The sequence below is a fragment of the Microvirga mediterraneensis genome (genome assembly GCF_013520865.1).
GTDB lineage: Bacteria > Pseudomonadota > Alphaproteobacteria > Rhizobiales > Beijerinckiaceae > Microvirga > Microvirga mediterraneensis.
Map to the genome: position 1 here is coordinate 18690 of NZ_JACDXJ010000001.1, position 20698 is coordinate 39387.

Here is a 20698-nt window from a genome sequence, read left to right on the forward strand (position 1 = left end):
TCTCCCATGCAGTACAATACGCAACCGTTGGAAATGCGCGAGCTGCCTCTCGACGGCGAGAGCGCCCTCGTCACCCCGATCGGCGACGACCTTGCGCTGATCGCCGGCGTGGCCGACGCTATGGCCGACCGGATCGAAACGTTGCTCAACGGCGATCCGTCCATGTCCATGAAGGCCGATACCGTCTCCTGGGCCCGGAAGGATGCGCCTGAGGATGCTGCGGTTGGCTTCGTCGCCATCGTGCCGATCCGCCTCGCCGCCAAGGTGCGCCTGCGCTCGGTGGTGATGCGGCGCAACGGGCCGCCGATCCGCTACACCCTCGTCAAGCCGGCGGTTCCGCTCGCCACGCTGATCCGAATCGTCTCCGCCGATTCCGGAGACCGGGCCCCGGTCGTCATCGACCGCATCGTTCATGCCCTGATCGGCGGGAAGACCAATCAGAAGCGCCTGGAGGCGGCCGTTTCGGTGCTCGGCGCCGCGGGCCCGACGGATGGCTGGATCGAGGTCATCGGCTCGATCGACACGGGGCATGTGTTCCTTCAAGGCTGGGCCACAGATCTGCCGTGCGACCGGGTGCGCGTCCTTGCCGCCCATGACGGTCTCATGGCCGGCGAGTTCAAGTCGGCGTCGGTTCCCCGCAATGACCTCGGGGAGCAGGGCAAGGGCTTCGTGGGCCTGCTCGACACGGGATCATCGGTGATCGATCCCGGCAAGCTCAAGACGCTGTTCTTCCGGGGACGGGACGGGTGGCGCAGCCTCGAAGTCTATGAGCGCCGCGTTCTCCTGTCCCCGACGGACGTTCCCGCCCATATCCGTGACGGCCTGGTCCGCGCGAATGCGAACCCGGACACCATGCTGACGCTCCGGCGGGCCGGAGAGCGGTTCGACGGTCGCGACACCGTGTCGGATCTTAAAGTGCCGGTCCGCCTCGGCATGGACATGGTGGCCGAAATTCCCGGCGGCGGGATGCTGGTGGCCGGCTGGATGCTCGATCCGGAAGGCCACGTGGATTCCCTCACCCTGAGGTCCGGCGCGACCCAGCAGCGGATCGACGAGACCTGGACCCGCCTCCCCCGGTCGGACGTCTCGTCGGCGTTTCAGCACAACGGCCTCTTCGCCGGACGTCTCGATCCGGCCCGCAACGATCACGGCTTCCTGGCCTTCGTCCCCGGTCCGCCGTCGGCCGCGGATGGGCCGGTCTATTTCGAGATGGCGGTCGGCGACAATGTCGCGTTCTATCCGCTCACGCCGCTGCGCGGCATGTCCCGCCGTTCTCTCGAGCGGCTCATCTCGCCTCTCGACCCGCGCACGGCGGCAGCCGGCGCCGCCATTGAGCGTCATATCGGTCCCATGATGCAGGTCATGGCGGCGCCCGCGCCCACGGTGACGGAAATCCGCGACTTCGACTTCGATGATTCTGAAACCGGCCGGGCCCTGGTGGTCGGCGCCGGGGTCGATGTCGAGGAAACGGCCGTGACCCTGTCGCTTCTCGCGCTGGATTCCGAGACGAAGGAAATGCCGATCATCGTCGCAGCGCCCCTGGAGGCCTTCGACAGCATCGCCCCGGAAGCGGAACGGCTCTCGCGCTTCTACGGCATCAAGGTCCGGGTGATCGGCGCAAGCGGCGTGCAGGACGCCTGCGACGCGTTCGAGGCCGCCATTCAGGCGACGAAGGCGGAGACGCTGATCTTTCTCGCCGCAGGCGTCCTGCCCCGGCAGGCCGGATGGATCTCGTCGCTGGAGCGCGCCTATCGCAATCGCGGCGGCAAGGCGATGATCAGCCCGACGATCCTCTACGAGGACAATTCCATCCGCTTCGCGGGAACCTGGCTCGACCAGGAGGAGCAGAAGCTCGTCGACCGCTACATCGGGTATCCGCGCGACGTGGTGCGCGGGTCCCAGCCGACGGAGGTCATCGCCGGATCGCTGTCCTGCTGCATCGTCTCGCGCGAATCCATCGCATCGGTCGGCGGCTTCACGCGCTCCTATCTGGGCGCCGGCGAGAAGGGGCGCGACCTCTGCCTCAAGATGAGGCTCGGAGGGACGCCTGCGGTCTGGCTGCCGGATGTCGAGATGATCTCGGCCGACAACGATGTCGGCCCCACGGCTTTTCCGGTGCACCGCCTGGCCCAGAAAGTCGATCGCTGGAGCTTCGACCGCAAGTGGTCGCTCCTCATCAACAACATGAGGTAGTCAAAGCATGTCCAATCCCTCTCCCCGCGTCCTCATCGTCTCGCACGGCCATCCGAGCTTCTCCCTCGGGGGCGCCGAGATCGCCGCGTATAACCTGCACAAGGGCCTCAACCGGATCGGCAACGTCGAATCCCGTTTCCTGGCCCGCGTCGGCCACCCGGTCGCGCGGCACAGCCGTACGGCCCTGATGAGCCTTCGGCAGACCGAGGGCGAATTCCTCTATCATGCCGACGAGTACGACCATTTCCTCCTCTCGAACCGGAACACGGAGGAAATCGAGCGCGACTTCCTTCGCGTCCTGAAGGACCTGAGGCCCGACGTCGTTCACTTCCACCACTTCATCGGCCTGGGTCTCGAGATGATCTATGCCGTCCGCCGGGCGCTTCCCGATTGCGTGATCGTCATCACGTTCCACGAGTTCCTGTCGATCTGCAGCCATCACGGGCAGATGGTGAAGACGGGCGGCACGAAACTCTGCCACAGGGCTTCGCCGTCGGATTGCAACGCCTGCTTCCCGGAGATCTCGCCCGCGCGCTTCCTGCGTCGCGAGCATTTCATCCGCGGCCTTCTCGACGTCGCCGACTTCTTCGTGTCGCCGAGCCAGTTCCTCGTCGACCGTTATGTGGATTGGGGCCTGGACCGATCCCGCTTCATCGTCATCGAGAACGGCCTGGATATTGCCGAAACGGCGCCGCCGCGCAGCCTGCCTCAGCGCGGAGGCCGGCGCTCCCGGTTCGGCTATTTCGGCCAGATCACGCAGTTCAAGGGCGTCGATGTGCTGCTCGACGCGGTCACGTGCATTCCGGATTCTGTCTGGGGCGACGATGCCCAGCTGATGATCTTCGGCGGCAACCTGGAGCGGCAGCCGGAGTCGTTCCAGGAGAAGATCAGGAACCTGGTGGAGCGCGCCGGATCGCGGGTACGGTTCTACGGCTCCTATCAGAACAGCGAGATGCCGCGCCTCATGCGCTCCATCGACTGGACGATCATTCCCTCGATCTGGTGGGAGAACTCCCCCATCGTGATCCAGGAATCCTTCCATCACGGACGTCCCATGATCTGCAGCAATATCGGCGGCATGGCCGAGAAGATCGTCGACGGCGTCAACGGGCTGCACTTCCGCGTCGGCTCGTCCCAGGATCTCGTCGACCGCATGACCGAGGCCCTGACGACCCCGAAGCTGTGGAACGACCTGCGCGCAGGCATCGGACAGCCGATCACCTACGAGGAATGCGCCCAGCTTCATCTCGATCTTTATCAGGAACTTGCCGCGAAAAAGGCGACAAGCGCGTCAGCGGTCGCGCTCACGGCTTAGTCGCCTCGACACGAAACCATCTGGAGGCACAATCATGAAGCGTATTCTCGTCATCAGCCCTTCGGGCGAAGTCTACAATCACGACAATGTCCGCTGGTACCGGCACAAGGACATCCAGCGCAGCATCAACCATTACCACAACATCGGGGACGCCTTCGTCTTCGACTCGTCGCTGAAGCTCCTGAACTACGACAAGCTCGATGCCCTGGAGATTGCGAACCCCGATCTGACCCAGATCGACCGGATCAATGCGGAGTACGATTACGTATTCCTGCGCGGGTCGAACTACGTCCACAAGGACATGGTCTGGAACCAGGCGGTCGACGTGCTCAAGAAGCTCAAGATCCCGGTCATCGCCTGGGGCATCGGCGCGCAGGCGCCGGTCAAGGGCAAGATCGAGCTGTCGGAGGAGACCAAGACCGTCCTTCGCATGATGGCCGATTCCACCACCTCCATCGGCGTGCGCGGGGCCTACTCGGCGCAGGTCCTGTGGGATCTCGGGATCAAGAACATCCGCATCGTCGGCTGCCCGACCGCATTCCGCCGGAACAACCCCGACCTGAACATTCAATTGCCGCCCCTGGAGAACATCCGGACGGCGGGCATCACGGTCCGCCGCGAGGTGTCGTCCACCTATGCCCGCGACATCCAGCAATACCTGACCTTCCATCGCGACCTCGTGAAAAGCCTGGCGGCCCGGTTCGACGTGGTGCTGATGGCGCAGGGCGAGGTCGAGGAGAAGAAGATCGTGCTCGGCACGGCGGAGCAGCGGGAAGAGGCGTTCAAGGCCCTGCGCGCCGACAAGCAGGTCAGCGACTGGTATCTCGACGATACCATGGAGAAGCTCCACAGGGAGAGGCTGTTCTATTCCGACGTAGTGGCCGATTACGAGGATCTCGTCCAGCAGAAGGACCTTGTCCTCGGATACCGGCTCCACGGCAACCTGATGGCGCTCGCGAACGGCGTTCCGTCGATCTACTTCACCTATGACAGCCGCACCGTCGAATTCGCCGAGACCTATCAGATCCCGAGCTTCGACGTCTTCTCGGGCAAGACGTTCAGGCTCGAGGATTACTGGGACCAGTCGCTCTTCGACAAGTTCAACCGCGCCTATCATCACACCTACCGCGAAATGCATCAGTTCCTGGTCGAGAACGGGGCGGACACGAAAATGCAGCCCGTGATGCGGCAGAGCGAGTACAGGCAGCTGCAGGCAGCCTGATCGACCTATCGGGGATGCCGGCAGCGTTCCGGCATCCCGTCCAATTCTCACGCGTCACAATAAGGAACGAGGGGCACTCATGACAGTGTTGGTAACGGGCGGCGCCGGCTATATCGGAAGCCATATGGTTCTGGCATTGGCCGATGCCGGAAGGGACGTGGTGGTCCTGGACGATCTCAGCACCGGGTTCGACTGGATGGTCCATCCCGACGCGACCTTCATCGAGGGCGATGTGGGTGATGAATCCCTCGTGGCGGAGATCATCAGCAAGCACTCCATCAAGGCGATCGCCCATTTCGCGGGCTCGATCATCGTTCCGGAATCCGTCAGCGACCCGCTGAAATACTACCTGAACAACACGGTCAGGACGCGCTCGCTCATCAGCGCGGCGGTCGGAAGCGGCGTCGAGCAGTTTCTCTTCTCCTCGACCGCCGCCGTCTATGGCGATGCCAAAGAGAGCCCGATCACCGAGGGCACGCCGCTCAACCCGGTCTCGCCCTATGGCACGTCTAAGCTCATGACCGAGATGATGCTGCGGGACGTGACCCGCGCGCACCCTCTGCGCTTCGTGGCCCTCCGGTATTTCAACGTCGCGGGCGCCGATCCTCAGGGCCGCAGCGGGCAAAGCACGCGCCAAGCGACGCATCTCATCAAGGTCGCGACCCAGGCGGCGCTGGGCGAGAGATCCCACATCGACATCTTCGGCACCGATTATCCCACGCCCGACGGCACATGTCTGCGCGACTACATTCACGTGTCCGATCTGGCCCAGGCCCACATGCTCGCGCTCGATTACCTCGATGCGGGCGGCAACAGCACCGTGTTCAATTGCGGCTATGGGCGCGGATACTCGGTGCACGAAGTCGTCGAGGCCGTGAAGCGGGTCTCGGGGGTCGATTTTCCCGTGAACCTGTCCCCAAGACGGGCCGGCGATCCCGCCACCCTGATCGCAGGCGCCGAGCGGGTTCGCGAGACCCTGAACTGGTCCCCTCGGCACGACGATCTCGAGGCGATCATCCGCCATGCGCTGTCATGGGAGAACAGCCTGAAGCTGCGCCGCGCGGAAGCCGCCTAATCCCGGACAACACCTGATTTCAGAATGGATTTTACATGCTCGACGAAATGACCATGGATAAGCCGCTCAGCCAGCCCGCTTCCGCGCCGAAGGCGTCCGCCAAGCCCCTGCGGGTCGCGATCCTGTGGAAGTATCCGTCCCTGGGACTCTACTCGAACGCCGCGTTCGAGGATCTCTACAACGGGATCGGCCACAACAACGGCAATCTGGCCTTCGTCTATGCGATCGCCAGCCACATTGCCAATCCGGTCAAGTTCTTCAGCTGGAGCGCATCGGCCGAGAGCCTGAAGGAGAACGCCGACGTCATCGTCATTCCGTGCGCCAACCAGTTGGGCCGCCACACGGATTACGGCACCATGGCGGACAACCTGGAGAAGTCGGGCCTGCCGATCGTCGCCATTGGGCTCGGCGCCCAGGCGGACAGCTACGATCAGGACATCCAGCTGACCGACGGGACCCGTCGGTGGGCCGAGGTCATCGCGCGCTCCAACCCGTCCTCTGCGGGCTCCAACATCTACACGCGCGGCGCGTTCACTACGTCGCAGCTCGACAAGCTGGGTATCAACGGCTCGGTTGCCGGCGGCTGCCCTTCGTATTTCACGAACCCGAATCCGGGCCTCGGTCAGAAGATCCACAAGCAATGGTCGGACCTTGCCCTGCCGCGCTCCATCTCGGTCGCCGCGGGTCATCAGGCATGGCTGAAGACCCGGGACATCGAGCATCAGCTGATCGGCCTCATGATGGACCCGATGTATCCGGGCCAGTACGTGGTTCAATCGATGGGCGAGATGATCCGCGTTTCCCGGGAGATCTTCGACGGGATCGACCCGCATGCGCTGAAGGAGATCCACAACCACACCGTTCCGCATTACACCTTCGAGGAATTCAAGTCCTGGTGCCGGAACTACGTCCGCTCATTCTACGACGTGCCGGCCTGGATGGACACGCTGCGCCGGCACGACCTCACGATCGGATCCCGCTACCATGGCGTCGCCCTTGCCCTCCAGGCGGAGCGCATGGGCCTGACCGTCACCATCGATTCCCGCACCCGGGAGCTGTGCGAGAATACAGGCGTCCCGCATGTGGCCGCGACCGACCTCACAGCACCGCTCACCCGCTCCAGCCTGAAGAAGATGATCCGGTTCGATCCGGACGCCTATGACCGGCATCGCAGCGCGGCGGCCGCGCGATATCTGGACTTCCTCAGCGCGAACAGGCTTCAGCCAGCCTCCTTCCTCGGCCGGATTGCGACCGGCACCTGAGACGATGATCTCATGAGGATGGGACGTTGGAACGCCCTCGCATGGCCGGCGCTTCTGCTCATGATGATGAGCAGGTCCGTGATCGCGGGCGAAGAGCTTCGCTTCTCGGTCTCTCCCGAGCCTGAGGTGGTTTACAGTTATGAGCGGCAGCGCTGCGACTGGCGCACGATCCCCGATTCGCCCGCCAGGGCCTATCGCCGCCGGGACGGATCCCTTGCTCTGATCGCCGCGCATTTCCGGAACAGGGTTCTGGAGGGGTCGAACTTCGACGACCTGCGCACCGACTGTTCTCTGGTCTCACAGGGCGAGGAATCGGCGGATCCAGCGGCCCTGAACGACCGCTTCTGGATCCAGAGCCTCATTCCTCTCGAAGACGGCCGTGTTCTCGGATTGGCGAGCCAGGAATTCTCCGGGCTCCGCCATGACGGGCTCTGCGCCAAGGGGCTCGGCAAGCCCGAATGCTGGTATCTTTCCCTCGTCGCCCTGGAGGCGAACGAACGGGATTTCTCCTTCACGCTGCTGCCCCGGGAGCGGCGGCTCGTCGCCGGGTCGAACAAGCGCTTCGACACCGGCACCAAGGCGGCGGGCTTCCTCACGCTCTCGAACACTGTGTTCGACGGAGAGCACGCCTATTTCATCGCCTGGACGGAGGATGCGGCAGAACCGGGCGGGCGCGGGAACTGCCTGTTCCGCGCCCCGCGCTCCGATCTCGTGACCGGTTGGCGCATGATGAGCGCGGGCCGCTTCGTGTATCCCCCGAATCCCTACCCGGTCGATGGTCAGAAGCCCATCCAGGCCACCTGCGACCGCCTCGGGAACGGCGACATCACCGGCAAGGTGCGGTCCCTTGTCCGGCTGGAATCCAGGAAGCTCTGGATGGTCGTCTGGTCCACGCGGGTGGACGACACCGGGGGCGTCTATTATGCGACCTCGCCGGACCTGCGGAACTGGTCGCCGGCCGCCTTGCTCGCCCCGTTCGACCCGCCCTGGGGCTCCACGGAGAAGAAGGCCTATTACGATTATCCCTCGATCATCGACCACGACAGCCCATCGCCCGTGTTCCAGACGGCCGGGCGCACGTTCTACCTGTACCTGACCCGCTTCAACTGGCAGGCGAAGCGCCCGACCATGAACAGGGACCTGGTTCGGTTCAAAGTCACCTTGGACTGACGGAGATGTCACCCGGCCGCGACCGTCCCGGCCACGCGCTTGGGGCGATTGGAGCTCCGCCCCATGCGTGAGCGGGAGACGATCCTGCGATGGAGTTCGTCCACATGGCGGACGGATTGCAGCGCCGCGAGCATCGGCTCGCAAATCAGCCGCGCTCCGTCGGGATCCCGGTGGCAGACGGGATCCCAGAGCCCCATCGGCGTCCAGATCTCCGGGTCGTGCCATTCCGGCATGCCCAGGATCGGGTAGAGGCACACCCCTCGCAACGGCACCCCGTCCTGAAGCAGTTCCTCGGCCTCCTGCGCCACCTCCCGCAGCCAGCGCCCGCGGCTGTCGCCGATATGGCTGGTTTCCGTGATCATCACCTCGCCGCCATAGCGCTCCCACACCGAGCGGACGAGGGAACCCAGGGGCCATCGGCGAGGGTCCTCGTCGGCGAGCGGCGGGATGACCCCGTCGGCCCGTGGGGTCCCGCCCAGCTCCCATTGGTTGGTCCAGTAATAGTTGATCCCCACGACATCCAGATGCCTCCGGCTGCCGCCGAGCTCGGGCAGCAGGCGGCCGCAGAGCATGTCCCAGCTCTGAAAGACGAGGCGATCGTTGAAGTCCCGCGCCTCCTCGGCAAGCTCCGGGCGGTCGATGGGTACGGACACGCGGCAGAGGGGATCGACATTCACCATGCGTGCGCCGGGGCAGGCGACCCACAAGGCGTTGATGCCCGCGATGGCGGCCCTGGAGAGTGCCACCTTGAGGTCCCAGCCGCGTCCCGTGACGTGGGGCGCAAACAGGCCCTTCTCGCCGGCCGCATAGGACATGAACGAGGGTTCGTTCACCGGCGTGAAGGCGCAGGTTCCTTCCGTCCGCCCGGCGATGTAGCGCCCGACCGCATAACAGTAATCGGCGAAGCGCCGGGGGAAATCCTCGCTCCACAGATCGAGACCCTTCGGATAGCCGTAATGGAAGAGATCCCACACGACTTCCACATGGTGACGGCGCGACGCCTCGACGAAGGGCTCGACCGTGGAGAAATCGTAGCGTCCGCGCCCGAGATCCACCAAGGGCCAGCGGATCGTTTCCCGGACAGCATGGATGTCGAGCCGGGCAAGCTGCCGGTAATCCTCGTCCACCGTCCTGTCGTGCCCGGTCGCCACGACCTGATCGAACCAGCGGCCGTGCCGATTGTAGCCTGTGGAGCCCTCGAATCCCGCGAGAAAGAAGCTTCTGAACATCACGCTCTCCCCTTCCGCCTCAAAGCGCTGCCGCGGCGCGGGACGGGGCCTGCGAGAGCATGCCGACGCTCTCGGCCCCGCCTCGCACCAGGCGACGATAGATATCCACTCCCGAGGTCCGAACCCGGCGCAGCGGGTCGGCCTCGTCCGGAACGATGTCCCACAGACCCATCTGGGCCAGATGCTCGTTCACGGGGCGGTTCCCCTGGCGGTAGGCCCATGTGACGAGCGCAAACATCGGCCACCAGGTATATCCGACCAACGGGATGCCATCTTCGCGCAGCTGCCGGGTGGCCGCGACCGACGCCTCGAGCCAGTCGAGCCGCCGGCGCAGGGAGCCCATCGAGGCCGTTTCCGAGACCATGAGCGGAGCCCCGTAGCGCTCGTAATAGAGCCGCCCGAGGCGGGTGATGAGTTCGGCGCCGGCGTAAGGCATGCGGATCCGGAAGCGCCCTCCCGCGTCCCGCAGCAGCTTCTTCTGCGTGAACATGGGGTAGAGGTTCATGCCGATGACCGGCAGGGCTACGGCGTTGTCCTGAAAGTAGGCCAGATCGGCTTCCCGCGCGCCGTTCTTCAACAGCCAGGCCCAGAGGGAATGACGCTCGTCGATCCGTCCCGAGACGAGATCGAGGGCGAGAAAGACGATATCCTGACGGCGCCGGGCCTCGTCCTCGAAGGCCGGATCGTCGGTATCGAACAGGTCGGTCGCATCGACGAAATACGGCACGATCTCGGGGTCGACGCTCTCCAGCGCCTTGACGGTTTCCACCATGCCCTTGGCGATGGCCAGCATCAGCGCCACGAAGCCCGGCCAGCTGCGCCGGAACGGCGGCCACCAGCCGAGGCGCCCGCAATACCAGCCTGTGATGCGCGGCTCGTTGAGAGGCGTGTACCAGGTGATCCGTCCCCGGAACCGCTCTGCGAGACGGGCCGCATAGTCGGAGACGAGCTTCGGGTAGTCGGGATGGAGGAAGGCGCCCTCAATCCATTCTGGCAATCCGTAATGGACAAGGTCGACCTGAGGATCGACGCCAAGGTCGAGCAGCCGCTCCAGGGTCTCGTCCGGGAATGTCCAGTCCCAGGTGGTCGGCGTCGGCTGGATGCGGTGCCATGGCACGCCGTAGCGGGCGCAGGGCACGCCGAGTTCGGCCACGAGGCCCAGATCGTCATGCCAGCGGTCGTAATGGCCGGTCAGTTCGTATTCGTCGAGTGTCCGCCCCGTAACCGGGTGCGGGGCCGTAATGAACGTGTCCTCGATCCCGGTAGACCACCAGAACGCATCTGGTTCAGTCAGGCGATGGAGCTTGGAGCGAGACGGGAGCGCTTGGGTCATGCCGAGGCCATCCCTTGGGCGTCAGTGCTTCCACTGCAGCACAGCGGTGAGGCCGCGGGCGAACCTCGGCCGTCATGTGATCCAAGTTAGTGAACGACTCACATGCGGGAAAGTTGCACCCGAGCCCCCTCTTGAGAACCTCCCCGGCCCTCATGCGTTGGTCGGGAACGGGGTAAGCCTGCCTCCTGCCCGACAGCGGCACCGAAACAACGAGCGCATGCGACATGACCGAGACCATCGCTCCTGCCGACCTCCATCCTCGCCCGCAGCTGCACCGGGAACGCTGGATCGATCTCTGCGGCCCATGGGGCTTCGCGTTCGACGACCACGACGAGGGGCTTGCCGAACGCTGGTTCGAGCGGGCGGAGCCATTCGACCGCGAGATCCTGGTGCCCTTCGCCCCAGAGAGCAAATCGTCCGGCGTGCATGAAACCGGTTTTCATCCGGTGGTCTGGTACCGCCGCGAAGTGCGGATCGAGGAGGCGGATCGTCGCAATCGGCTCGTCATTCATTTCGGCGCCGTCGATTACAAGGCGACAATCTGGGTCAACGGCCGCATGGCGGTCGAGCATACAGGCGGTCAGACGCCGTTTTCGGCCGACATCACCACGCTGCTCGTTCCCGGCGAAACCCAGATTGTCGTGGTTCGGGCCGAGGACGAGCCCCGGGATCTCCAGCAGCCGCGCGGCAAACAATACTGGGAAGAGCAGCCAGGCTATATCTGGTATCATCGCACCACCGGCATCTGGCAGCCCGTCTGGCTGGAGCCGACCCCCCAGGTGGCCATCGCCGAGCTCCGTTGGACGCCGGACGTGGACCGCTTCGGCGTCGGGCTGGTCCTGCGCCTCGATCGCAGGCCTCCCGCAGGCTGGAAAGTGCGCGTGCAATTGAAGGGGGACAGGCCGACGCGCACTCTCGTCGACGATACCTATCTGCTCTCAGGGCGCGAACTGCGGCGGGACATTCTGCTGGATATCAACGATGCGGCGATCCGCCGGCGCCGTACCCTGCTCTGGGCGCCGGAGCATCCCAATCTCATCGAGGCGCAGATCGAACTGATCGACGGGAACGGCACCGTCATCGACCGCATCGAAAGCTATTTCGGCCTGCGCCGCATCGAAGCCCGCGACGGACGCTTCATCATCAACGGCATTCCCACATTCCTGCGCCTCGTCCTGGCGCAGAACTACTGGCCGGATTCCCTCCTGACCGCCCCGGATGCGGATGCCCTCAAACGCGAGGTCGAGCTGGCGCAATCCTTGGGCTTCAACGGGGTCCGCATTCACCAGAAGCTTGAGGATCCGCGCTTCCTGTACTGGTGCGACCGGCTCGGCATGCTCGTCTGGAGCGAGGCCGCCAACGCCTATGTCTACTCGGACCGCGCCGCGGAAATGCTCACCCGCGAATGGCTGGAGGCCGTCCGCCGCGACTATAATCATCCCTGCATCATCACCTGGGTTCCCCTCAACGAAAGCTGGGGCGTGCCCGACCTGGACCGATCGGAGCAGCAGCGCAGCTTCGTGAGCGCGCTTTATCACCTCACCCGGGCGGTTGATCCCACCCGCCCGGTGATCGGCAACGACGGCTGGCAGCACGCGGTCGGCGACGTGTTCGGCGTACACGACTATGCCATGACCGGAGACCTGCTGCGGGAGCGCTATGCCGACCGGCAAACCATCGCGCGCACGTTCCGCGAAGTCCGACCGCATCACCACCCTCTTCTGGGCGAAGGCACCGAGATCGAGGACAAACCCATCGTGATCAGTGAGTTCGGCGGGCTCGGCTTCGTGCCGCAGGCCACGGAGGATTGGTTCGGATACGGCCAATTCGCCAGCCCCGATGCCCTGCTTGACCGCTACGAGGAACTCGTCGATGCGCTGCTCGCCTCCACGGCGCTTGCCGGGTTCTGCTACACCCAGCTCACCGACACCGCGCAGGAAACCAATGGCCTTCTGACCGTCAACCGTGAGCCGAAGTTCGATGTCGAGCGTCTGCGCGCCATTAACAGCCGGCCGTCGAAGGCGGTGCCGAGCGAGATCCTCGATGTGCTGATCAAACAGGCGGTCGAGCAGCGGCGGCGCGAGCGCGGGCAGGAATAGGTTTACGCCGAGTTGGAATGCTGGGACGTCTCGCGGGCGATAAAGCCCCCTGGCTTGACCGGAACCTAGCGCTCCACCGATGATTGCCCCTATGGACCCGATAGACGCCTCAACAGCGGAGCGCCGCCTGAATGCCTATTCCCCTGCCGAACCAGCCTTATCCGGAGCCGACGCCGGCGGATCCCAATCCCGCCCCCGTAAGCCCGCCCACGCCGCCCGAGGGTCCGCCGCCTGAGCCTATCGGCGTGCCGCCGACAACGCCCGGAGACATTCCGCCGCCCGGCGAACCGATCGGCGTGCCGCCGACATCGCCTCCTGAAATTCCCGTGACGCCGACGACACCTCAACCGACGGCATGAGTCCTATTAAGTCGTATCGGTCGAAGCATCGGCGCTGCTGAATTCTGGATGGGAATGCCAGTTCAGAAGCGCTGCGCCGAATAGGGTTTGAGATCGATTTCGCCGGTCATCCCATCGATCAGATCCGCCACCAGCCGCGATGTGACGGCAGCTTGGGTCAAGCCATGATGGCCGTGACCGAAGGCGTAGACGATGCGGCGATCCCGCCTGGAAGGACCGATCACCGGTAGGGAATCCGGAATGGATGGACGAAAGCCCATCCAGCGCCTCGCATCCTGATCGGCTTTGAAGTCGGGCAGAAAGCGCCGGAGCCGTGCGATCATCGCCGACGTGCGATCATGGTTGGGCTTGGCGTCCAAACCGGCGAATTCGACGGCACCCCCGACCCTGTCGCCGGTATCGAGCGGCGTCGTGACGAAACCCTCGCCCTCGAACATGACGGGGCGATCAAGGCCGAATGAGCCCTTAGGATACGTGGCATTGTAGCCGCGCTCGGTGTCGAGGGGGACATCGTCTCCCAGCATCTTCGCAAGCGGCCGGGACCAGACACCCGCGGCGATGACAGCCCTGTCGGCAACGACCGCGTTCGCCGCGCCCTCCATCCGGATGTGGATCGCGGCATCGTCCGGCTCCAGCGCCAGGACGCGAGCGGCCACTAGCTGCGCGCCGCGTGCGAGAGCAAGCCTTTTTAGATCCGACGCCAAATGGGCGGGATCGGAGATGTGGCACGCTTCCGGGAAGAGCACGCCTGCCTCGACGTTATGGAGCGCGGGCTCCAAGTTTGCGAGTTGCTCTTGATCGAGAATCTCGACTCCGATGCCGAGGTCACGCTGGCGATCGAGAACGTCCTTGGCCCGCAGAAAGGCCTCCTGCTTCTTCCAGACGGAGAGAATGCCCTTCTCGCGTAGATGCGCGTTCAAATCCAGCGAGGACAGCAGCCTCTTCCAGGAAGGCAGCGCTTCGGCGTTGATGGCGCGGATTGCGGCCATGCTGGCCTTGATCCGCCGGGGGGACGACGCCAGCACGAAGCGCATCAGCCATGGCGTCAGGGCGGGAAGGTAGGCGGGCCTGATGGTGAGGGGACCCAGCGGATCCATCAGCCAGTTCGGAAGGTTCCTCCAGACCTTGGGAGAAGCCAGCGGCATGATGTCGGTATGAGCGATCCAGCCGGCATTGCCATCCGTCGGCCGAGCGGTCTGGCCGCCCGGATCGATCAGAACGACCTCATGTCCCCGATCCAGAAGGGCGTGAGCGGCCGCGAGGCCGACGATTCCAGCTCCGACAATCGCGATCCGCATCGTGCATCCATTCAGGGGAAAGTTCGATCCGCCTTTGACGCTTCCCCGTCAGGCGCGTGACGGCCGATCCACGACCTGGAACCCTTTCGCGAAGGGATCGCGCTCGTCGATGATGATCGTATTGAATCCCGTCACCCGCGCCCAGCCCTCGATGGAGGGAATGATCGAATCCCGGTCTCCGACCTTTGCCCGCCCCTCGATGCGTCCGACGAAGGTGGACCCGATGATGCTCTCATGGACGAATGCATCGCCCTCCTTCAGCTCGCCGCGCGCCGCGAGATGGGCCATGCGGGCCGATGTCCCCGTCCCGCACGGCGAACGGTCGATGGCCTTGTCGCCGTAGAACACGGCGTTGCGGGCCGTCCCGTCTGCGGTCTGCGCGCGCCCGGTCCACAGAACGTGGGTCAGACGGTTGATGTCCGGGTTCTCCGGATGCGCGATCCGGTAACGCGCATTGAAGGCATCCCGCAGTTTGGGGCTCCAGCGCAGGACGTCCGAGGGATCGATGCCGGCCAGATCGGAATAGAGCGGCTGCGGCTCGACGATGGCGTAGAAATTACCGCCATAGGCGACATCCACCGTCAGATGCCCGAGCCCCTCCACCTCGACCTCGTAGCCGGTCCCATAGAGGAAGGACGGAATATTGGTGATGCGGACCCGCTCGATGAAGGGGCCGTTCTGTTCATAGCGGGCCTCGACCACGCCGGCCGGCGTATCGAGACGCAGGAGCCCCGGTGTCTTGGGATGGATCAGGCCGTTCTCGAGCGCGATGGTCACTGTCCCGATCGTCCCATGTCCGCACATGGGGAGACACCCGGATGTCTCGATGAACAGGATCCCGACATCGCAATCGGGACGCGTCGGCGGATATAGGATCGAGCCGGACATCATGTCGTGTCCGCGGGGCTCGAACATCAGGCCGGTTCGGATCCAGTCGTATTCCGCCAGGAAATGCTGGCGACGCTCGAACATCGTGCCGCCCTTCAACTGCGGGATGCTGCCACCGGAAACCACGCGAACGGGGTTTCCGCAGGTGTGGCCGTCGATGCAAAAGAAGGTATGGCGTGCCATCGCTGCGCTCGCTGATCGTGAGATGGATAACGACAACAGAACGGGCGGAGGATATCAAGACCCTCCGCGGCGTCTTCATCAGGCGGCGGACTTCAACCCGACATCGGGAAGAACCGGACGATTCTTCAGCGCCTTGTCCATGACAGCCTGGACCTCGGCGCGTTCCTCAGCGCTCAGAGCAAGACGCGGGGGGCGCGTCAATTCCGAACCACGGCCCATGATCGCCTCGCACAGCTTGATGCACTGCACGAGATCGGGGCGGGCATCGAGGTGCAGCAGCGGCATGAACCAATCATAGAGGGCCCGCGCCTCTTCGTAGCGCCCGGCTTTCGCGAGCCGGAACAGGGTCTCGCCTTCCTGCGGGAAGGCGTTCGACATGCCGGAGATCCAGCCTTGCGCGCCGAGCATCACGCTTTCGACCACCACGTCGTCGAGCCCCGCGAACAGCACGAAGCGGTCACCGACCATGTTGCGCGTGTCGGTGAAGCGGCGCGTGTCGCCGGAGGAATCCTTGAAGCACACGACGGTTTCGCAATCGGCGAGCGAGACCAGAATCTCGGGCGTCACGTCATTCTTGTAGATCGGCGGGTTGTTGTAAACCATCACCGGCAGATCGGTCGCCTTGGCAACGCCGCGGAAATGCGCGGCCGTCTCGTGCGGCTTCGAGGAATAGACGAGTGCGGGCATGACCATGACGCCGTCGAGGCCCACGCGGGCGGCCTCCTTCGCGACCTCGCAGGCGAATGGGGTGGTGAATTCGGCGATCCCGGCGATCACCGGCACACGGCCTCCGGAGACGGCCTTCGCCGTTTCCATCACGGCCACCTTTTCCGAGCGGCTGAGCGACGTGTTTTCGCCGACCGTTCCGCAGACGATCAGCCCGGAGACGCCGTCCCGGATCAAGCCGTCCATCACCTTGGCCGTAGCCTCGATATCCAAGTCGTAGTTCGACTTGAACTGGGTGGTCACCGCAGGAAACACCCCTTCCCAACCGATTCTCGCCATTACACCCTTCTCCCACTCTCGACATTCAATGCCATTATTGTAGATTGTATAAAATATACCTTGTCAAGCCAAACTCGTGGGATGCTGCTATGGAAGCGTTCTTGGCAATTCAGCGATAGCCCGATTCATGACTCTTGAAAGCAAGCCATCCCCCCGGACTGCGCAGAAGTCCCTTCAGCATCGGACGATTGCCGCTGCCGTGGCTGAAAGCCTGCGGGAGCGGATTCTCGATGGTGAGTTCAAGGCGGGCTTTCCGCTGCGACAGGATGCCTTGGCGGGCGAGTTCGGCGTGAGCCGCATTCCCGTCCGAGAGGCCCTGATGCAGCTCGAAGCAGAGGGCTTGGTCAAGATCCACCCCCACCGGGGCGCCATCGTGTCAGGGCTTTCCATGGAGGAAGTCCAGGAGCTGTTTACGCTCCGGGCTCTGCTCGAGCCCCGCCTTCTGGAGGCCTCCGCCCGGCAGCTGACTCCGGACGATTATGAAAGGCTCAATGAGATCCTTCAGGAATACAGCGCGGAGCTTCGCGCAAAGCATGTCCGGCGATGGGGCGAACTGAATACGCAGTTCCACATGCTGCTGTACCGTCATGCCGGGCAGCCTCGCACATTGGCGATCGTCGCCAACCTCCTGCAGGAATGCGACAGGCATACCCGGCTGCAGCTCTCCCTCACGGACGGCATGAAGCGCGCGGAGACGGAGCACGCCGAGCTCCTGCGTCTCTGCGAGAACGGGCAGATCGCAGAGGCATGTTCTCTTCTGAGAACGCATATCGAGGATGTGGGGAAATCCCTGCGGACCTACATCGAAGGTCATCAGAGGACCGATGGCAGCCGAACACCGCAAATGCCGGTTCGGGATTGAGCGACGCCAGTCCGGCGCGGCAGGCGAACCGGAGTCGCGCGACTCCGGTTCGAGAATTGTTCATTCCTCGCGGAAGGCTTTTGCCATGTTGTCCGCGATGGGCTTCGTCAGATACGAGAAGACCGTGCGGTAGCCGGTCTGGATGAAGCCCTCCACCGGCATGCCGGGCACCAGCTTGAGAGCGCCGAGGCGATCCCGCTCCCCGTCCGCGAAGGCCACGCGCACCGGATAATACTGAACGCCCGAGCGTTGGTCCGTCACAAGGTCGGCGGCGATCAGGCTCACCCTGCCTTTGATCTCCGGCGTGGTGCGCTGGTTGAAGGCCGAGAGCCGCAGGACCGTATCGAGCCCGGGCCGCAGCTGATCGATGTCCTGCGGCGACACCTTGACCTCGATCGAAAGCTCGTCGGCCTCGGGAACGATCATCATCAGCGGCTCTCCCGCATTGATGACGCCGCCCACCGTGTGGACCATCGATTGATGCACGAACCCGTCCTGCGGCGCCCGGATGTCGATCCGCTTCAACTGATCCTCGGCCGCCACGCGGCGCTCGATCAGTTCCGCGATCTTGGCCTGGACCTCACGCAGCTCCTTCGAGACTTCGCTTTTGAGATCCTGCTCGATCTGCAGGATCTGGAGTGCGGTTTCACTGATCCGGCCCTTCGACTGCGCGATGTTCGAGATGAGTTGCCCGCGCTCGCCGCGCAGGCGCGTCTCCTCCCGCTTGAGGGCCGTCACGCGGGTGATCGGAACCAGATTCTTTCGCCAGAGCTGCTCGACGCCGCTCAGCTCGCTCTGGATCAGCTGGATCTCGTCGGCCTTGGCGGCCGCCTGGAGATCGAGCCCGTCGATCTGCTCCTGCAATTGTGCGATGCGCTCCTTGAGCTGCGCCTTCTGACCGTCGCGGGCTTCGCGGCGGGACTCGAAGACCCGGCTCTCGCTTCGCGTCAGTTCGGCGATCTCGGTCTCGTCGAGACGGCTTCTGAGAGCCGCCGGGAAGACGATTTCATTCACGCCATCGCGCTCGGTCTCAAGGCGTCCCTGGCGAGCCGCGAGCTCCTCCAGGCTCTTCGACACCATGGCGAGATTGGCACGTGCGACCGTCTCGTCAAGCCGGATCACAATGTCTCCCGCTCGGACGCGGTCGCCGTCCCGGGCATAAATCTCGCCCACGACGCCGCCTGTCGGATGCTGGACCTTCTTGACGTGACTGTCCACCACCACGGCTCCCGGCGCCACGACGGCTCCGGACAGCTCCGTCACCACGGCCCAGCCGCCCAGCCCGCCGACGAGAAGGAGGGCTGCCGACAGGCCGAGCAGAGTATGACGGCGAATGGAAACGCGAGCGCTTGCAGTCTTCGCGGGGCTCATGAGGCAACTCCCAGATCTTCGACGACTTTCAGGGATGTGACGGGAGTGGCCCGCGGTTCGGGCGATTGCGCCGCCGGCACGGGGCGCAAAACCCTGCTCAGCACCTCCTCCTTGGGGCCGAAGGTCTGCACATGCCCCTCGCCCATCACGAGGACCATGTCGACTCCCGCGAGGGCGCTGGGACGGTGAGCGATCACGATCACGACTCCTCCCCGCGCCCTGATGCTCATGATGGCCGCCGTCAGCGCCTGCTCTCCCTCGTTGTCGAGATTGGAGTTCGGCTCGTCGAGCACCACAAGGAACGGATTGCCGTAGAGGGCGCGGGCCAGAGCGATGCGTTGCCGCTGTCCGCCGGACAGAGCGGCCCCGGCTTCACCGACCTGCGTTTCATAGCCGTCCGGGAGCTGAAGGATCATCTCATGCACATTGGCGGACTTGGCGGCCTCGATGATGTCCTCGGGCTTCGGATCCGAATCGAAGCGCGCAATGTTCTGCGCCACGCTCCCGGCGAAGAGTTCGACGTCCTGCGGCAGGTAGCCGATGTGGCGTCCCAGGTCTTCCGGCAGCCACTGCTCCAGCGCTGCCCCGTCGAGGCGGACCTTGCCCCGCCATGTCGGCCAGACGCCGACGATCATGCGGGCGAGGGACGACTTTCCGGATGCGCTCGGCCCAATGACCCCCAGGCCACTTCCCGCATTCAGTTGAAACACCGCATCCTGGATGGCAAATCTCTGACCGCCCGGTGCGCCCGTTCCCGCATTCTCGACGGAGAGAACGGATCGTGGCGCGGGCAGCTTCAAAGGGGCTTCGGCGCGTGCATTGGCCTCGAGAAGGGTCTTGAGCCGATGCCAGCCCTGGCGGGCGCTCACGAAGCCTTTCCAGTTGGCGATGGCGAGTTCGACCGGCGCCAAAGCCCGCGACGTCAGGATCGAACTGGCGATCATGATGCCGCCCGTCGCCTGGCCGTCGATGACGAGGTAGGCGCCGAGTGCAAGAACCGCCGATTGCAGCAGCATTCTCAGCACCTTCGACATGGCGCCGAAGCCGCCGGCCACGTCGGATGTCTTCTGCTGATACGCGAGATAAGTCGCGTTGGCCTGGCCCCAGCGGGCACCGATCCGCTGCGCCATTCCCATGGCGTGGACGACCTCCGCGTTTCGGCGCGCACCGTCGGAGATTCCGTTCCGGACCAGAGCGGCGCCGACTGCGGCCTTCGAGGCCTCCCGCGTGAAGAACTCGGTCAGAAGCGTGAAGGCGACGAGGACGATCGCGCCTCCCAGGGCGACCGCCCCGAGCCACGGATGGAACGCAAAGCATATGAACAGGTAAAGCGGCATCCACGGCAGGTCGAAGAGCGCAGACGGACCGCCCCCGGCGAGGAAGGCCCGCAGCTGATCGAGGTCGCGGAGAGGCTGCTGCCCGTCGCCTTCCGCCTTGCCCTTGATCGGGGCGGCAAGCTGGCCTTGAAAGACTTTCTGACTCAGATCCTCATCGAGCGCGGCGCCCACCCGGGCAAGGATCCGGCCCCGCACCATGTCGAACAGGCCTTGAAAGAGGTAGAGCACGACGATGATGATGGAGAGCCCGACCAGTGTCGGGATGCTGCGGCTGGGCAGGACCCGGTCGTAAACCTCCATCATGAAGATGGATCCCGAAAGATAGAGCAGGTTGATCAAGCCGCTCAGCACCGCGACGCCGAGGAAAGCGCCACGGCAGGAAGCGACGATACTGAGACGGCCCTTAAGCGGATTGGTCATCGGCGTAGCCTCGGAAGAGCGCACCGGCTGCGGTGCTCAGCTTCGACATCGGGGAAATTGTAGAAATACTTTGGTAT

General features: G+C 64.4%; 16 protein-coding genes. 9 read left to right on the top strand and 7 right to left on the bottom strand.

The window, feature by feature from the left end:
* Positions 1 to 6: 6 nt before the first annotated feature.
* The 6 genes from H0S73_RS00085 (at position 7) to H0S73_RS00110 (ending at position 8237) form a co-directional block, all read left to right on the top strand.
* Complete coding sequence (locus H0S73_RS00085; protein ID WP_181050222.1) at positions 7 to 2193, top strand: glycosyltransferase family 2 protein; 2187 nt, start codon at positions 7 to 9, stop codon at positions 2191 to 2193.
* Between the two features lie 7 nt (positions 2194 to 2200).
* Positions 2201 to 3508, top strand: a complete 1308-nt coding sequence (locus tag H0S73_RS00090) for a glycosyltransferase family 4 protein (protein WP_181050223.1) — start codon at positions 2201 to 2203, stop codon at positions 3506 to 3508.
* A 34-nt stretch (positions 3509 to 3542) separates the two neighbouring features.
* On the top strand, positions 3543 to 4730 hold the full coding sequence (locus H0S73_RS00095; protein WP_181050224.1) for a polysaccharide pyruvyl transferase family protein: 1188 nt from the start codon (positions 3543 to 3545) through the stop codon (positions 4728 to 4730).
* A 79-nt stretch (positions 4731 to 4809) separates the two neighbouring features.
* A complete protein-coding gene (galE, locus tag H0S73_RS00100) occupies positions 4810 to 5805 on the top strand; it encodes a UDP-glucose 4-epimerase GalE (RefSeq protein ID WP_181050225.1) in 996 nt (331 codons plus the stop codon).
* Between the two features lie 35 nt (positions 5806 to 5840).
* Entirely contained in the window at positions 5841 to 7067 is a 1227-nt protein-coding gene (locus tag H0S73_RS00105; RefSeq protein WP_181050226.1) for a polysaccharide pyruvyl transferase family protein, read from the top strand.
* A gap of 12 nt (positions 7068 to 7079) precedes the next feature.
* A complete protein-coding gene (locus H0S73_RS00110) occupies positions 7080 to 8237 on the top strand; it encodes a hypothetical protein (protein ID WP_181050227.1) in 1158 nt (385 codons plus the stop codon).
* A gap of 8 nt (positions 8238 to 8245) precedes the next feature.
* Here the strand turns inward: H0S73_RS00110 and H0S73_RS00115 are convergent, their stop codons facing one another.
* Together H0S73_RS00115 and H0S73_RS00120 are read right to left on the bottom strand one after the other, a co-directional pair.
* Positions 8246 to 9466: a glycoside hydrolase family 1 protein gene (locus H0S73_RS00115; RefSeq protein WP_181050228.1), complete on the bottom strand. Its 1221-nt coding sequence runs from the start codon at positions 9464 to 9466 to the stop codon at positions 8246 to 8248.
* A gap of 19 nt (positions 9467 to 9485) precedes the next feature.
* Positions 9486 to 10799: a family 1 glycosylhydrolase gene (locus H0S73_RS00120; protein ID WP_181050229.1), complete on the bottom strand. Its 1314-nt coding sequence runs from the start codon at positions 10797 to 10799 to the stop codon at positions 9486 to 9488.
* Between the two features lie 224 nt (positions 10800 to 11023).
* Here H0S73_RS00120 and H0S73_RS00125 point away from each other — a divergent pair, with 224 nt between their 5' ends.
* Together H0S73_RS00125 and H0S73_RS00130 are read left to right on the top strand one after the other, a co-directional pair.
* The gene (locus H0S73_RS00125; protein WP_181050230.1) at positions 11024 to 12898 is read left to right on the top strand and encodes a sugar-binding domain-containing protein; all 1875 of its coding nucleotides are present in this window, start codon (positions 11024 to 11026) and stop codon (positions 12896 to 12898) included.
* A 131-nt stretch (positions 12899 to 13029) separates the two neighbouring features.
* Positions 13030 to 13257: a hypothetical protein gene (locus H0S73_RS00130; protein ID WP_181050231.1), complete on the top strand. Its 228-nt coding sequence runs from the start codon at positions 13030 to 13032 to the stop codon at positions 13255 to 13257.
* 62 nt (positions 13258 to 13319) lie between these two features.
* On the opposite strand, the gene H0S73_RS00135 is transcribed toward H0S73_RS00130, so the two are convergent.
* The 3 genes from H0S73_RS00135 to H0S73_RS00145 all read right to left on the bottom strand — a co-directional run bounded on the left by H0S73_RS00135 (position 13320) and on the right by H0S73_RS00145 (position 16631).
* Entirely contained in the window at positions 13320 to 14555 is a 1236-nt protein-coding gene (locus H0S73_RS00135; protein ID WP_181050232.1) for an NAD(P)/FAD-dependent oxidoreductase, read from the bottom strand.
* A gap of 48 nt (positions 14556 to 14603) precedes the next feature.
* Positions 14604 to 15626 (bottom strand): 4-hydroxyproline epimerase, encoded by a 1023-nt coding sequence (locus tag H0S73_RS00140; protein WP_181050233.1) that lies wholly within the window; start codon positions 15624 to 15626, stop codon positions 14604 to 14606.
* Between the two features lie 78 nt (positions 15627 to 15704).
* Positions 15705 to 16631: a dihydrodipicolinate synthase family protein gene (locus tag H0S73_RS00145; protein ID WP_181050234.1), complete on the bottom strand. Its 927-nt coding sequence runs from the start codon at positions 16629 to 16631 to the stop codon at positions 15705 to 15707.
* Between the two features lie 127 nt (positions 16632 to 16758).
* Between H0S73_RS00145 and H0S73_RS00150 the strand changes: the two genes are divergently transcribed.
* A complete protein-coding gene (locus H0S73_RS00150; protein WP_181050235.1) occupies positions 16759 to 17493 on the top strand; it encodes a GntR family transcriptional regulator in 735 nt (244 codons plus the stop codon).
* Between the two features lie 60 nt (positions 17494 to 17553).
* On the opposite strand, the gene H0S73_RS00155 is transcribed toward H0S73_RS00150, so the two are convergent.
* Both H0S73_RS00155 and H0S73_RS00160 read right to left on the bottom strand, forming a co-directional pair.
* Positions 17554 to 18864, bottom strand: coding sequence for an HlyD family type I secretion periplasmic adaptor subunit (locus tag H0S73_RS00155; protein ID WP_181050236.1), 1311 nt, complete (start codon positions 18862 to 18864; stop codon positions 17554 to 17556).
* Positions 18861 to 20621, bottom strand: coding sequence for a type I secretion system permease/ATPase (locus H0S73_RS00160; RefSeq protein WP_181050237.1), 1761 nt, complete (start codon positions 20619 to 20621; stop codon positions 18861 to 18863). The genes H0S73_RS00155 and H0S73_RS00160 overlap by 4 nt, the downstream gene beginning before the upstream one ends.
* Positions 20622 to 20698 lie beyond the last annotated feature (77 nt).

Coding starts and splice junctions, on each gene's coding strand:
- H0S73_RS00130 (WP_181050231.1), top strand. CDS start 13,030: ATGCCTATTCCCCTGCCGAACCAGCCTTATCCGGAGCCGACGCCGGCG.
- H0S73_RS00145 (WP_181050234.1), bottom strand. CDS start 16,631: ATGGCGAGAATCGGTTGGGAAGGGGTGTTTCCTGCGGTGACCACCCAG.
- H0S73_RS00090 (WP_181050223.1), top strand. CDS start 2,201: ATGTCCAATCCCTCTCCCCGCGTCCTCATCGTCTCGCACGGCCATCCG.
- H0S73_RS00135 (WP_181050232.1), bottom strand. CDS start 14,555: ATGCGGATCGCGATTGTCGGAGCTGGAATCGTCGGCCTCGCGGCCGCT.
- galE (WP_181050225.1), top strand. CDS start 4,810: ATGACAGTGTTGGTAACGGGCGGCGCCGGCTATATCGGAAGCCATATG.
- H0S73_RS00125 (WP_181050230.1), top strand. CDS start 11,024: ATGACCGAGACCATCGCTCCTGCCGACCTCCATCCTCGCCCGCAGCTG.
- H0S73_RS00120 (WP_181050229.1), bottom strand. CDS start 10,799: ATGACCCAAGCGCTCCCGTCTCGCTCCAAGCTCCATCGCCTGACTGAA.
- H0S73_RS00160 (WP_181050237.1), bottom strand. CDS start 20,621: ATGACCAATCCGCTTAAGGGCCGTCTCAGTATCGTCGCTTCCTGCCGT.
- H0S73_RS00095 (WP_181050224.1), top strand. CDS start 3,543: ATGAAGCGTATTCTCGTCATCAGCCCTTCGGGCGAAGTCTACAATCAC.
- H0S73_RS00155 (WP_181050236.1), bottom strand. CDS start 18,864: ATGAGCCCCGCGAAGACTGCAAGCGCTCGCGTTTCCATTCGCCGTCAT.
- H0S73_RS00150 (WP_181050235.1), top strand. CDS start 16,759: ATGACTCTTGAAAGCAAGCCATCCCCCCGGACTGCGCAGAAGTCCCTT.
- H0S73_RS00105 (WP_181050226.1), top strand. CDS start 5,841: ATGCTCGACGAAATGACCATGGATAAGCCGCTCAGCCAGCCCGCTTCC.
- H0S73_RS00085 (WP_181050222.1), top strand. CDS start 7: ATGCAGTACAATACGCAACCGTTGGAAATGCGCGAGCTGCCTCTCGAC.
- H0S73_RS00110 (WP_181050227.1), top strand. CDS start 7,080: ATGAGGATGGGACGTTGGAACGCCCTCGCATGGCCGGCGCTTCTGCTC.
- H0S73_RS00115 (WP_181050228.1), bottom strand. CDS start 9,466: ATGTTCAGAAGCTTCTTTCTCGCGGGATTCGAGGGCTCCACAGGCTAC.
- H0S73_RS00140 (WP_181050233.1), bottom strand. CDS start 15,626: ATGGCACGCCATACCTTCTTTTGCATCGACGGCCACACCTGCGGAAAC.